Genomic DNA, 13,197 nt, shown 5'->3' on the forward strand with positions numbered 1-13,197 from the left:
GATGTGCGCCATGACTGCGGGATGCCTGACCAGCGGTGGTCGGGCATGAACGACGACGGCGCACACGACGGACTCTTCGAGCACAGCTCACCCGAGCTCGGTCTGACCGGGCGGCCGCCGCGAGACATTCCCGAACCGCAGCCCCGTTCGACACATGGCCCGGCCAAGGTCATCGCGATGTGCAACCAGAAGGGCGGGGTCGGCAAGACCACCTCGACCATCAACCTTGGCGCGAGTTTGGCCGAGTACGGCCGCCGGGTCCTGCTGGTCGACCTGGATCCGCAGGGCGCGCTGTCGGCGGGCCTCGGGGTGCCGCATTACGAACTCGAACACACCGTGCACAACCTGCTGGTCGAGCCGCGGGTGTCGATCGACGACGTGGTGATCAAGACCCGGGTCAGCGGCATGGATCTGGTGCCCAGCAACATCGACCTGTCGGCCGCCGAGATCCAGCTGGTCAACGAGGTCGGCCGCGAGCAGTCCCTGGCCCGGGCCCTCTACCCGGTGCTCGACCGCTACGACTACGTGTTGATCGACTGCCAGCCGTCACTGGGCCTGCTCACGGTCAACGGACTGGCGTGCGCCGACGGTGTGATCATCCCCACCGAGTGCGAATACTTCTCGCTTCGCGGACTCGCGTTGCTGACCGACACCGTGGACAAGGTGCATGACCGGCTCAACCCGAAGCTGTCGATCAGCGGCATCCTGGTGACCCGCTACGACCCGCGCACGGTCAACGCGCGCGAGGTGATGGCCCGCGTGGTGGAGCGGTTCGGTGACCTGGTGTTCGACACCGTGATCACGCGGACGGTGCGGTTCCCCGAGACCAGCGTGGCGGGCGAGCCGATCACCACCTGGGCACCCAAGTCCGGTGGCGCCGTGGCCTACCGATCGCTGGCACGCGAAGTCATCGACCGGTTCGGCGCGTGAACGATGTCCTGAACACCCCGACCACCGATGGTGCCGAAGCGGAGACCGCGGTCGGGGATGAGCCGACTGCCGGTGATCAGCAGAACCGCTTCCAGGTCCGCCTCACCAACTTCGAGGGGCCATTTGACCTGCTGTTGCACCTGATCTTCGCGCACCGCCTCGACGTCACCGAAGTGGCATTGCACCAGGTCACCGATGATTTCATCGCCTACACCAAGGAGATCGGCGCCCGGCTCGAGCTGGACGAGACCACCACGTTCCTGGTGATCGCGGCGACCCTGCTGGACCTGAAGGCAGCCCGGCTGCTGCCCGCGGGTGAGGTGCACGACGAGGAGGACCTCGCCCTGCTCGAGGTCCGCGACCTGTTGTTCGCGCGGCTCCTGCAGTACCGCGCGTTCAAGCACGTCGCGTTGATGTTCGCCGAACTGGAGGCCGCGGCGCTGCGCAGCTACCCGCGTGCGGTGTCGCTGGAGGACCGTTTCTCCGACCTGCTGCCCGAGGTGATGCTGGGCGTCGACGCCCCCAAGTTCGCCGAGATCGCGGCCGCCGCATTCACCCCGCGGCCGGTGCCGACGGTCGGAATCGACCACATCCACGCACCCAAGGTGTCGGTGCCCGAACAGGCCCACCGGATCATCGCCCTGCTCGAAGAGCGCGGGATCGGCGAATGGGCCACATTCTCCGAATTGGTGGCCGAGTGCACGGACGGTCTGCAGATCGTGGGGCGCTTCCTGGCGCTGCTCGAACTGTTCCGGGCCAGGGCGGTAGCATTCGAGCAGCCAGAACCGCTTGGAGTGCTCCAGGTTTCATGGACCGGCGATCGGCCGACCAGCGAACATCTGGCAACCGCTGATGCGGAAGAATAGCGAGAACAATGACTGACGAGATCTCCGGTTCCGGAGAGCGGTCCGATGATGCCCCGGGTGATGTGAGCCCGGTCGGAGATGACCTGGGCATCGATGTGGCGACGGTTCCCGAGCTCGAAGACGGTGAACTGGGCGCGGTGCTCGAAGCGTTGCTGCTGGTAGTGGACACGCCGGTGACCGTCGATGCACTGGCCTCGGCGACCGAACAGCCCGCCTACCGGGTGATGGCCAAGCTGCGCCTGATGGCCGAGGACTTCGCGGCTCGGGACAGTGGCATCGACCTGCGTGAGGCCGCGGGCGGCTGGCGGATGTACACCCGGGCGCGCTACGCCCCGTACGTGGAGCGGCTGCTGCTCGACGGCGCCAGGTCCAAACTGACCCGGGCCGCATTGGAGACCTTGGCCGTGGTGGCCTACCGGCAACCGGTGACCCGGGCCCGGGTGAGTGCGGTGCGCGGCGTCAACGTGGACGCGGTGATGCGCACGCTCGTGGCGCGCGGACTGATCACGGAGGCGGGTGCCGATTCCGACACCGGCGCGGCGACGTTCGCCACCACCGAGTTGTTCCTGGAACGGCTGGGCCTGACCTCGCTGTCCGATCTGCCCGACATCGCGCCGCTGCTGCCCGATGTCGACGTGATCGACGACCTGAGCGAATCACTCGGTGACGAGCCGCGTTTCGCCAAACTCAACGGTGGCTCAACCGGCGGCGATCAGCCGATGGCCTTCGACGTGGACAAGGACTGACATGGCTGAAGAAGGCGTACGGCTACAGAAAGTGTTGTCCCAAGCGGGAATTGCGTCCCGTCGGGTGGCAGAACGGATGATCACCGACGGCCGCGTCGAGGTGGACGGCCGGCTGGTGACCGAGCTCGGTGCCCGAGTCGACCCGTCGGTCGCCGACATCCGGGTGGACGGTTCGCGGGTCATTCTCGACGACACCCTGGTGTACCTGGCGATCAACAAGCCGCGTGGCATGCTGTCCACGATGTCCGACGAGCGCGGCCGCCCGTGCGTGGGAGATCTGGTCGAGCATCGGGTTCGGGGCAACAAGAAGCTGTTCCACGTCGGCCGGCTCGACGCCGACACCGAGGGGCTGTTGCTGCTCACCAACGACGGGGAGCTCGCCCACCGGCTGATGCACCCGTCGTACGAGATTCCCAAAACCTATGTGGCGACGGTGATCGGCACGGTACCGCGCGGACTCGGCAAGAAGCTGCGCGCCGGTGTCGAACTGGACGACGGCCCGGCGCATGTCGACGATTTCGCGGTGGTGGACACGGTGCCGGGCAAGACGCTGGTGAAGGTCACGCTGCACGAGGGCCGCAACCGCATCGTGCGGCGGATGCTGGCCGCAGTGGATTTCCCGGTGCAGGAACTGGTCCGCACCGACATCGGTTCGGTGGCGCTCGGCGACCAGCGGCCGGGCAGTATCAGGGCGCTCAGCCGCAAGGAAGTCGGCGAGCTTTATCAGGCGGTGGGAATGTGAGCGGATCTCTGGTGGTGTCGGTCGACGGACCGGCGGGGACCGGAAAGTCTTCGGTTTCAAGAGGTTTGGCGCAGGCCCTGGGGGCCAACTACCTGGACACCGGTGCCATGTACCGCCTCGTCACGCTGGCGGTGTTGCGGGCCGGGGTCGACCTGGACGATCCCGAGGCCATCGACGCGGTGGCGTCGGAGGCGGTGATCGGCGTCGGCTCTGATCCGGGCGAGGACCGTGCCTACCTGGGCGGCGAAGACGTCTCCGCCGAGATCCGTGGCGACGAGGTGACCCGCGCGGTGTCCGCCGTGTCCGCGGTCCCGGGCGTGCGCGCCCGGTTGGTCGAATTGCAGCGCGAATTGGCGTCCTCGGGTGGGCGTGTGGTGGTCGAGGGTCGTGACATCGGCACCGTGGTGCTGCCCAAGGCCGACGTCAAGATCTTCCTGACCGCGTCCGCGGAGGAGCGGGCCCGGCGCCGCAACGCCCAGAACATCGCGAGCGGGCTGCCCGACGACTACGCGACGGTGCTGGCGGACGTGCAGCGTCGTGACCACCTGGACTCCACCCGGGCCGTGTCGCCGCTGCGGGCGGCCGACGATGCGCTGGTCGTCGACACCAGCGACATGGACCAAACACAGGTTGTGGCACACCTTCTCGACCTGGTGACCCAGCATGCGGGGGTGCGGCGATGAGCGACTCTGACGGGGACGGCACCTGGTCGGACGAAAGCGACTGGGAACTCAGCGACGAGGTCGCCGAGGTTCTGGAGGAGGCCGCCGCGCCGCCGCCGGTGGTGGCTGTCGTCGGCCGGCCCAACGTCGGGAAATCCACTCTGGTGAACCGGATCCTGGGTCGCCGCGAAGCCGTCGTCCAGGACATCCCCGGGGTCACCCGTGATCGGGTTTCCTATGACGCGAACTGGCTCGGTCGTCGGTTCATGGTGCAGGACACCGGGGGATGGGAACCCGACGCCAAAGGCCTGCAGCAGCTGGTGGCCGATCAGGCCCTCGTGGCGATGCGCACCGCCGATGCGATCATCCTCGTCGTCGACGCCGTCGTCGGTGCCACCTCGGCAGATGAGGCCGCGGCCCGGATGCTGCGCAAGTCGGGCAAACCGGTGTTCCTGGCGGCCAACAAGGTTGACACGCAACGTGGTGAGTCCGATGCGGCGGCATTGTGGTCGCTGGGTATCGGTGAGCCGCACTCGATCAGTGCCATGCACGGCCGCGGCGTCGCCGATCTGCTCGACACCGTGATGGAGAAGCTGCCCGAGGTCTCGGAGGTGGCCGGCGCCGGCGGTGGCGGTCCGCGTCGCGTGGCGCTGGTGGGCAAGCCGAACGTCGGCAAGAGCTCACTGCTGAACCGGCTGGCCGGCGACGAGCGCTCGGTGGTGCACGACGTCGCGGGCACCACGGTCGATCCCGTCGACTCGCTGATCGAATTGGGCGGTAAGACTTGGCGTTTCGTCGACACAGCGGGTCTACGCCGCAAGGTCGGCCAGGCCAGCGGGCACGAGTTCTACGCCTCGGTACGCACCCACGGCGCGATCGACGCGGCCGAGGTGGCGATCATGCTGATCGACGCCTCGCAGCCGCTGACCGAGCAGGACCTGCGGGTGCTGTCGATGGTGATCGAGGCCGGGCGGGCACTGGTCATCGCGTTCAACAAATGGGACCTGGTCGACGAGGACCGGCGCTACCTGCTGGACAAAGAGATCGACCGGGAACTGGTGCAGGTCCAGTGGGCGCCGCGGGTCAACATCTCGGCCATGACCGGCCGGGCGGTGCAGAAGCTGGTGCCGGCCCTGGAAACGTCACTGGCGTCCTGGGACAAGCGGATCTCGACCGGCCAGCTCAACAACTTCCTCAAAGAGGTGGTGGCCGCGACGCCGCCGCCGGTGCGGGGCGGCAAGCAACCCAAGATCCTGTTCGCCACCCAGGCCGCCACCCGGCCGCCGACCTTCGTGCTGTTCACCTCCGGGTTCCTGGAGGCCGGCTACCGCCGGTTCCTGGAGCGCCGCCTGCGTGAGCAGTTCGGGTTCGACGGCAGCCCGGTGCGCATCAATGTCCGGGTCCGCGAGAAGAGGGGCGCGCCCAAGCGGCGCTAGCGATTTGTGGAGTTTCAGCCGGGGTGAGTGCGGCGGAAACTCCACAAACCGGGCCGATAGGCTGGCCCGGGTGTCCGTCACCCACATGATCCTGATCGCTCTGGCCGGTGTCGGTGCGGGAGCGATCAACGCCATCGTCGGATCCGGCACGCTGATCACCTTCCCGACGTTGGTGGCGCTGGGGATTCCGCCTGTCACGTCGACGATGTCCAACGCCGTCGGTCTGGTTGCCGGCGGGGTGTCGGGCACCTGGGGATACCGGCGAGAACTGCGCGGCCAGTGGAAGCGGCTGCGGTGGCAGATCCCCGGATCGGTGATCGGTGCCGGGCTGGGCTCGTGGCTGCTGCTGCACCTGCCGGAGAAGGTCTTCGTCACGGTGGTGCCGGTCTTGTTGATCCTGGCGCTGATCCTGGTGGTCGTCGGCCCGCGGATACAAACCTGGGCGCGGCAGCGCGCCGAGGCCTCCGGCCAGTCGGCCGACCACGTGAGCAGGCAACGCATGGCAGTGCTGGTGATCGGCACGTTCGCCGTCGGTGTCTACGGCGGCTACTTCACCGCCGCGCAGGGCATCCTGCTGATCGCCGTGATGGGAGCGCTGCTGCCCGAGTCGATGCAGCGCATGAACGCCGCCAAGAACCTGCTGTCGCTGTTGGTCAACATCGTGGCGGCCCTGGCCTACACGATCGTGGCTTTCGACCGGATCAGCTGGGAAGCGGCAGGCCTGATCGCGGTGGGTTCCCTGATCGGCGGATTCCTCGGTGCCCACTACGGCCGGCGCCTCTCGCCCAACGCGCTGCGGGCCGTGATCGTGGTGGTGGGGCTGATCGGGCTGTACCGGTTGCTCACTGTGTGAGCCCTTCGGCGGGATTACACGTGGGATCTTGTAGGCTTGCTCAGTCTGTCTAACGACAAGGGAGAGGGGGCGACCGGTGGCCGAACGTGCATACCGCACCGCACCGTCGACCCTTGCTGCTCTCGAGCCGTTCTGGCCGTCGCGCCGGTTGATGGCTTTCGATGAATGGTGTCGCGCGCGCATCTGATCCGCGCCCGTCAGTCATCAGGTCGCCAGTCGGCCACAATCGAAAGCAGCCGAACCCATGCGTTCGCTTCTGATCTTCACGCTCGTCGGCCTCGGGGCCCAGTTGGTCGACGGTGCCCTCGGGATGGCCTTCGGTGTGACCGCCTCGACCCTGCTGGTGCTCAGCGGGGTCGCGTCGGCACAGGCCAGCGCCGCGGTACATCTGGCTGAGGTGGGAACAACGCTGGCCTCGGCGGTGTCGCACTGGCGTTTCAAGAACATCGATTGGCCGATGGTGGCCAAGCTCGGACTTCCCGGTGCGGCAGGTGCGTTCACCGGCGCCACGGTGCTGTCGTCGCTGTCGACCGAATCCGCCGCGCCGCTCATGGCCGCGATCCTGCTGGGCATCGGGCTCTACGTGCTGTTGCGGTTCTCGCTGGGCACCCCGCTGAGCCTCGGGGAGCACGGTACGAGCCACAGCGTGAAGTTCCTGGCCCCGCTGGGCGTGTTCGGCGGTTTCATCGACGCATCCGGTGGCGGCGGCTGGGGTCCGGTGACCACCAGCACCCTGCTGTCGCAGGGCAAGACGGCGCCACGGACCGTGATCGGTTCGGTGAGCGCCTCGGAGTTCCTGGTCGCGGTGTCGGCGTCGATCGGCTTCCTGGTCGGGCTGCGCCAGGAGTTTTTGGAGAACTGGCCCGTGGTGCTCGGCCTCATGGTCGGCGGGGTGATCGCCGCGCCCGTTGCCGCCTGGCTGGTCAGCCGGGTCAACCCGGCACTGCTCGGTACCGCCGTCGGCGGGGTCATCCTGCTGACCAACAGTCAGAAACTGGTGCACTACTTCGGAGTGCACTGGCCGTGGTCGACCGGCATCTACACTCTGATCGTGGCGGGCTGGGCAGGCCTGGTGGTTCGCGCTTGGCAGACGTCGCGGGCGCCGCGCGATGTCGACGATTCGGTCGTCACCGCCGTCGAAGAGCCTGCGGCACGCGGCTAGTCCGACCCGTTCCCGGGCTGCGGCAGCCCGACGTACATGGTCTGGTGCAACGACAGGACGTGATTGCGGGCGATCTCGGCGGCCGCCCGGCTGTCGCGCCGGCGGAGCGCCTCCACCAGCTGAGCGTGCTCGCGGTTGGACTGGTGCAGGTAGTCGATCGGGTACGGAATGAAGTACCGGTACAGCCCGTGCAGCACATCGCAGTAGGTGTGCACCGCCCAGTCGAGACCGCTTGCCGCGGCGACTGATTCGTGGAAGCGCTGATCGGCGCTGCGGAATCCGGCCCAGTCGGTGGTCGCGGCGGCTTCGGCGACGATGGCCGTGAGTGCGTCGAGTTCCTCATCGGTGGCGGCGTGCGCAGCGGCGGCACTGAGAGCATCCTCGGCCAGCGCGCGCAGGTCGATCAGGCGGCGCACCTCTGCGGCATCGGCGCGAAACGCGGCCGACGCATGGTCGGTTCCGGGCGTGACCCGGACACCACTGCGCGCGACGAATGTCCCGCCGGCCCGGCCACGGCGGCGGACCAGCAGGCCCTCGTCGGCCATGGACTGCAGCGCCCTGCGGACGGTGGCGACGCTGACGTCGAGAGCTTCGGCGATGTCCGGTTCGGCGGGCAGTCGTTCCCCGCCCTTCATGAGCCCCAGCTCGATGGCCAGTTCGAGGCGGGCCCGCACCGTGTCCGCCGCGCTGAGCCGGGTGATGCCCGCGACGGCGGGCGCGCTCAGCGCCGGATGCGCGTCACCGACCTGCAACGTCATGGGCCTCAGGGTACGTGAGCTATTGCCCTATTTGTTCATGCTGAACTAATATCTCGATCTAAATTCGCTCATTCTGGGTTATTAAGTTGCGGAGGTCCTGTGTCCGGATCGATCACGGTAGCCGCGGTCCAGGCGGCACCGCTGGACGTGGCCGGCCTGCCGGTATTCGGTCGAGAAGACACCGTCACGCAGTTCGCGGCCGACGTGCTTCGGGTGCGGTCGACGGTGGCCGGCCCGGCGCTGATCGTCTATCCCGAGATTCACCTGTTCGGTACCGACGACGCCGACATGCTGGCTGCCGCGGCCGAACCACTGGACGGACCATTGATCGCGGCCCTGGGTGAGGTGGCCCGCGCCGCCGACGCCTGGCTGATTCCCGGCTCGGTGTGCGAGCGGGGGGAGAACGGCGAATTGTTCAACACCGCACCGGTTCTCGCTCCCGATGGCCGGCTCGTCGCGTCCTACCGCAAGATCTTCCCCTGGCGGCCGTTCGAGAAGTACACGCCGGGCGACCGTTTCGTCACCGTCGACATTCCCGACGTCGGCCGGCTCGGGTTGTCCATCTGCTATGACGCCTGGTTCCCTGAGGTGAGCCGCCATCTCGCCTGGATGGGTGCCGAGGTGATCGTGAACGTCGTCAAGACCACCACCGAGGACCGCGGTCAGGAACTGGTGCTTGCCCGCGCCAATTCGATTGTGAACCAGGTGTTCACGGTGAGTGTCAACTGCGCGGGACCGGTCGGCAAGGGCCGCAGCATCATCGTCGACCCCGAAGGCGCTGTGCTCCAAGAGGACTCGGATGATGCCCCGGGCGTGCTCTGCCAGCGCATCGACTTCGGTGCGGTTGCCGCGGTACGCGAGCGGGGAACCGCCGGTACCAACCGGATGTGGGCTCAGTTCGGGCCGTCGGACCGCCCGATCGCGCTGCCGCTGTACGACGGCAGCATCGATCCGCAGCGCTGGTCACCGTCGAACCGTCACGCCAACTGAAAGGCACCGCCATGACACCACCATCCGCAGGGCAACCGACTTTGGTGCGCGCCCTCGGTTTGCGTTCGTTGGTGCTCTTCGGTCTGGCCTACATGACGCCGCTGATCGTGCTCGGTATCTTCGGCGTCGTCGCGTCCACCACCGCCGGGGCATCGGCGTCGGCCTACCTGATCGCCATGGCGGCCATGCTGTTTACCGCGTCCAGTTACGGTCGGATGGCGGCCGCATACCCGGTGTCGGGATCGGCCTACACCTACGTGCGCCGCACCATCGACCCTCGCGTCGGATTCCTCACCGGCTGGGCGGTATTGCTGGACTACCTGTTCTTGCCGATGGTCATCTGGCTGATCGGCGCGGCGTACCTGGACGCCCAGTTCCCGGGAGTTCCCGGCTGGCTGTGGGTGCTGGCGTTCATCCTGATCACCACCGTGCTCAACGTCATCGGTATCAAGGTCGCAGACAAGGCCAACTACCTGCTGATGGCATTCCAGCTACTGGTCATCGGGTTGTTCGTGGCGCTGTCGGTCGCCTCCGTCGTCCGCAGTAGCGGTGCCGGCGGGCTGATCAGCGCGAGCCCGTTCACCGGGATCGGCGCGAGCATCGGGGGAGTGACGGCCGGCGCGGCCATCGCGGCGTACTCCTTCCTGGGGTTCGACGCCGTCACCACCTTCACCGAGGAAGCCGTCGAGCCGCGCAAGAACATGCCGCGCGCCATCATGCTGATCGCGTTGATCGGCGGTTCCATCTTCCTGGTCATCGCATACACCACCCAATTGGTGCATCCCGGTGGGGAATTCGCCGACTCGTCGTCGGCTGCCCTTGAGATCGCCAAGCAGATCGGCGGCAACCTGTTCTCGGCGGTGTTCCTCGCGGGCTTGATCCTTGCCCAGTTCGCGTCCGGCATCGCCGCACAGGCCTCCGCGTCGCGGCTGCTGTTCGCGATGGGGCGCGACGGCACCCTGCCCCGCTCGGTGTTCGGCACCCTGAGCGCCAAATTCCGCACCCCGGCAGCCAACCTGGTGATGGTCGGCGTCGTGGGTCTGCTGGCGATGTTCCTCGACGTGGCGACCTCCACCTCATTCATCAACTTCGGGGCGTTCGTCGCGTTCACCCTCGTGAACGTGTCGGTCATCGTCTACTACTTCCGCCACCGCGGGGCCGGCGAGGCGCGAAACCCGGTGCTCTATGTCGTGGCGCCGGCGATCGGTGCGGTCATCACGTCGTATCTGCTGCTGCAGCTCGATACCCGGGCGATCGTCCTCGGACTGTGCTGGCTGGGCCTCGGCATCCTCGTCCTGGCCGTGACGAGTCGCGGTTTCAAGAAGCTGCCGCCGGAGATCGCCGTCGACGCGCCCGAGGCCTCCGTCGCCGAAACCGCGGTGTAGCGAGCGCCGACCTGTGACCGGTGGGGCGGATTAGAACAACGGCGGGAGGCTACGGTAAGCTTTCGACTCGCTGCCGGTGCAAGCCGGAAGCAAGCGGGCTGTGGCGCAGCTTGGTAGCGCACTTGACTGGGGGTCAAGTGGTCGCAGGTTCAAATCCTGTCAGCCCGACGCAAAAAGCAAAGGTCAGGACGGCGTAAGCCGGCCTGACCTTTTGTGTTGCCCGCGACGGCGAGGATGCCGGTTCCGTACTGGCCACGCCCGCCGATGCACTCCGAGGTCGGCCGCGATGAGCCGGTAACCCAGGTTCGGTTCGGTGCGGGTGGTGAGGTCTCGATCCGGGTGCGGCTGTAGGTCCGCCCGGTCTGGTCGTATCGAGGGGTGGCGCTCACCTGGTCACCATCACCACGCAGTGGCCGGCTATCCAGATCATCCAGCCCAGCCAGCCGATCAACCCGAGCAGGGCGGTGCGGCTTGCGCCGCGGGCGTTGAACGGGCTGGCCGAGGCGGCGATGAAAAGGGCTGCGGCGCTGAGGTAGCCCACAATGGCCAGCCATTCCGGGGCGATCGACGCCGATGCCGCGGTGAACCCGATCAGCGCGGTCGCGAGGAACAGCTGGTTGAAGCCGAACAGCACGTTACTGAACGCCCACAGCCCGGCCACGGCTGAAGGCTCAAGGCGTGCTGCAGCGGCCAGGCCGAATCGCAGCGCCTCGACGATGGCGAAGCTCGCGTTCTGCAGCATGACACCGGCGAAGCCGACCAGCGCCCACATCCGGCTGTCGACAGCGGCGTCCCAGGCTATCGACGTCATACCCGCGGCGAACACCGTGATACCGAGCCAGCCGGTCGGCACCACCACTGACGGCCAAGGCAGGCGATCACCGGCTGAGTCGAAGTCGGTGATGACGGCCGCCAGGGGCTTACCCGCCACGGGCAGCGGCAGTCTGGCGCGCACATAGATGACATTGACGACCACCGCCACGGCGACGAAAACCAAGCCACCGACTGCGGCCCATGTCGTGAAGATCTGGCTACCTCCCACGATCGCCTCCCTGAACTCGAAAGAATTGGCACACAGAGCACGGACTCTCAGATGGCAGGACGGAACCACTGGAGCCAGCCCGGCCAAAACAGAGTAATCCTCGGTTATGTTAGAGTGATGCTCGTGCCGCCGTCTCGGATCGACGCTCGTAGCAGACTTGTCAGCACCGCCCGGCGTCGTTTCGCGGTCGACGGTCCATTGATTCCCACACTCGATGAGGTTCGACGGGAAGCCGACGTCAGCGTCGGGGCGCTCTACCACCACTTCTCCGACAAGCAGTCGCTGCTTGCCGCCGTCTACGCCGAGCTCATGGGTGAGTACCAGCAGGGCTTCATCGACACGCTCTCACGCCACGACACGGCGCGCGAGGGGATCTGTGCTGCCGTGGCCTATCACCTGCGCTGGATCGCCGAACACCGGGCCGAGGCGAGGCTGCTGCTGGGCGATCGCATCGACAGCCCGCAGCTGCAGGATCTGAATCGGCGATTCTTCGACGCGGTGCAGACGTGGTGGAAGCCGCACAGCACCTACGGAGTCCTGCGCCCTATGAATATCGGTGTGACCGCGTCGCTTTGGCTCGGCCCGGCGCAGGAATACAGCCGCTACTGGATTACCGGATCGCAGACCCGGGTATCGCCTGCGATCGTCAAAACGTTCTCCGAGGCTGCCTGGGCCACCCTGCGAATCGACGATGGAGATAGAGCATGAGGACGGTTGACGTGGCGGCCGGACCGATCGCGTACGACGATACCGGCGGCGACGGGCCGATACTCGTGTTCGGCCACGGATTGCTCATGGACGGCCGTCAATGGCGCAAGGTGATCCCATTGCTGTCCGAATACCGTTGCATCACACCAACCCTGCCCTTGGGTGCCCACACCTCACCGATGAAGGCCGATGCTGATCTCACCGAGACCGGCGTAGCCCACATCCTCGCGGACTTCATCGACGCGCTCGACCTCAAGGATGTGACGCTGGTCTTGAATGATTGGGGCGGCGGGCAATTCATGATCTCCGAAGGCCGAGACGCGCGCATCGCAAAGCTGGTGCTGGCGTCCGTCACGGCGTTCGACAATTACCCTCCCAAGCCCGCCCGGCCGGCATCGCTGCTGTGCCGGCTGCCCGGCGGCGGGTGGATCCTCAGCAGGATGCTCAACACCGCGTTCTTCCGGCACAGCACGCGGGCCTACGGCGCACTGAGCAAGGCGCGGATACCCGATGCACTCTTCGATGACTGGTTTCGACCCGCTCGCGAAAACCCCTCCGTACGACGCGACTTGGTCAAGTTCGCGATCGGTGCACCGCCGCCTAACCGCCTGCTCGAGATGTCGTCCCGCATGAGCTCTTTCGACCGGCCGGTGCTGGTGATCTGGGCCAGGGATGACCAGATGATGCCCCTGGAACATGCCGACCGTCTCGTCGATCTCTACCCGCGGGCGTCGAAGCAGATCGTCGAAGATTCCTGGACGCTCATCCCCGAAGATCAACCCCACGTCATCGCCGAGGCGCTGCGCGCCTTCGTGGGTTGATCTTTCGTTCCCAAAGCCGCGAACGGGCTCCCGGCGCGCATTGCAGCGGTCTGACACCCGCTGTATCGTACGAGTTACGTAATATTCGAGTTGCGT

At 66.9% G+C, this 13,197-nt stretch carries 14 protein-coding genes and 1 tRNA gene; 13 read left to right on the plus strand and 2 right to left on the minus strand.

The window, feature by feature from the left end:
• Positions 1–45 precede the first annotated feature (45 nt).
• The 8 genes from BN2156_RS04285 (at position 46) to BN2156_RS04325 (ending at position 7,397) form a co-directional block, all read left to right on the plus strand.
• The gene (locus BN2156_RS04285; RefSeq protein ID WP_090510567.1) at positions 46–930 is read left to right on the plus strand and encodes a ParA family protein; all 885 of its coding nucleotides are present in this window, start codon (positions 46–48) and stop codon (positions 928–930) included.
• On the plus strand, positions 927–1,796 hold the full coding sequence (locus tag BN2156_RS04290; protein WP_090510570.1) for a segregation/condensation protein A: 870 nt from the start codon (positions 927–929) through the stop codon (positions 1,794–1,796). The genes BN2156_RS04285 and BN2156_RS04290 overlap by 4 nt, the downstream gene beginning before the upstream one ends.
• An 8-nt stretch (positions 1,797–1,804) precedes the next feature.
• Positions 1,805–2,542 carry an SMC-Scp complex subunit ScpB gene (gene scpB, locus BN2156_RS04295; protein ID WP_090510573.1) on the plus strand — a complete coding sequence of 246 codons (738 nt, stop codon included), beginning with the start codon at positions 1,805–1,807 and terminating at the stop codon, positions 2,540–2,542.
• A gap of 1 nt (position 2,543) precedes the next feature.
• Positions 2,544–3,284, plus strand: a complete 741-nt coding sequence (locus BN2156_RS04300) for a pseudouridine synthase (protein ID WP_090510579.1) — start codon at positions 2,544–2,546, stop codon at positions 3,282–3,284.
• Positions 3,281–3,967, plus strand: a complete 687-nt coding sequence (gene cmk, locus BN2156_RS04305; RefSeq protein ID WP_090510581.1) for a (d)CMP kinase — start codon at positions 3,281–3,283, stop codon at positions 3,965–3,967. Before BN2156_RS04300 ends, cmk begins: the two co-directional genes overlap by 4 nt.
• Positions 3,964–5,382 carry a ribosome biogenesis GTPase Der gene (gene der / locus BN2156_RS04310; protein ID WP_090510585.1) on the plus strand — a complete coding sequence of 473 codons (1,419 nt, stop codon included), beginning with the start codon at positions 3,964–3,966 and terminating at the stop codon, positions 5,380–5,382. Before cmk ends, der begins: the two co-directional genes overlap by 4 nt.
• Positions 5,383–5,467: 85 nt before the next feature.
• Positions 5,468–6,235: a sulfite exporter TauE/SafE family protein gene (locus BN2156_RS04315; RefSeq protein ID WP_276020623.1), complete on the plus strand. Its 768-nt coding sequence runs from the start codon at positions 5,468–5,470 to the stop codon at positions 6,233–6,235.
• Between the two features lie 244 nt (positions 6,236–6,479).
• On the plus strand, positions 6,480–7,397 hold the full coding sequence (locus BN2156_RS04325) for a sulfite exporter TauE/SafE family protein (RefSeq protein ID WP_090510596.1): 918 nt from the start codon (positions 6,480–6,482) through the stop codon (positions 7,395–7,397).
• On the opposite strand, the gene BN2156_RS04330 is transcribed toward BN2156_RS04325, so the two are convergent.
• Positions 7,394–8,155 (minus strand): FadR/GntR family transcriptional regulator, encoded by a 762-nt coding sequence (locus BN2156_RS04330; protein ID WP_090510599.1) that lies wholly within the window; start codon positions 8,153–8,155, stop codon positions 7,394–7,396. The genes BN2156_RS04325 and BN2156_RS04330 overlap by 4 nt on opposite strands.
• Positions 8,156–8,254: 99 nt before the next feature.
• Between BN2156_RS04330 and BN2156_RS04335 the strand changes: the two genes are divergently transcribed.
• The 3 genes from BN2156_RS04335 (at position 8,255) to BN2156_RS04345 (ending at position 10,698) form a co-directional block, all read left to right on the plus strand.
• A complete protein-coding gene (locus BN2156_RS04335; RefSeq protein WP_090510601.1) occupies positions 8,255–9,145 on the plus strand; it encodes a carbon-nitrogen hydrolase family protein in 891 nt (296 codons plus the stop codon).
• 11 nt (positions 9,146–9,156) lie between these two features.
• The gene (locus tag BN2156_RS04340; RefSeq protein ID WP_090510604.1) at positions 9,157–10,530 is read left to right on the plus strand and encodes an APC family permease; all 1,374 of its coding nucleotides are present in this window, start codon (positions 9,157–9,159) and stop codon (positions 10,528–10,530) included.
• Between the two features lie 94 nt (positions 10,531–10,624).
• Positions 10,625–10,698 (plus strand) — tRNA-Pro (locus BN2156_RS04345).
• Between the two features lie 217 nt (positions 10,699–10,915).
• Here the strand turns inward: BN2156_RS04345 and BN2156_RS04350 are convergent.
• Complete coding sequence (locus BN2156_RS04350; RefSeq protein WP_090510608.1) at positions 10,916–11,572, minus strand: hypothetical protein; 657 nt, start codon at positions 11,570–11,572, stop codon at positions 10,916–10,918.
• 123 nt (positions 11,573–11,695) lie between these two features.
• Here BN2156_RS04350 and BN2156_RS04355 point away from each other — a divergent pair, with 123 nt between their 5' ends.
• Together BN2156_RS04355 and BN2156_RS04360 are read left to right on the plus strand one after the other, a co-directional pair.
• Positions 11,696–12,280, plus strand: a complete 585-nt coding sequence (locus BN2156_RS04355; protein ID WP_407661623.1) for a TetR/AcrR family transcriptional regulator — start codon at positions 11,696–11,698, stop codon at positions 12,278–12,280.
• Positions 12,277–13,101 carry an alpha/beta fold hydrolase gene (locus tag BN2156_RS04360; protein ID WP_090510614.1) on the plus strand — a complete coding sequence of 275 codons (825 nt, stop codon included), beginning with the start codon at positions 12,277–12,279 and terminating at the stop codon, positions 13,099–13,101. Before BN2156_RS04355 ends, BN2156_RS04360 begins: the two co-directional genes overlap by 4 nt.
• The last annotated feature ends 96 nt before the right edge of the window (positions 13,102–13,197 follow it).

This window comes from Mycolicibacterium neworleansense (genome assembly GCF_001245615.1).
GTDB classification, from domain to species: domain Bacteria; phylum Actinomycetota; class Actinomycetes; order Mycobacteriales; family Mycobacteriaceae; genus Mycobacterium; species Mycobacterium neworleansense.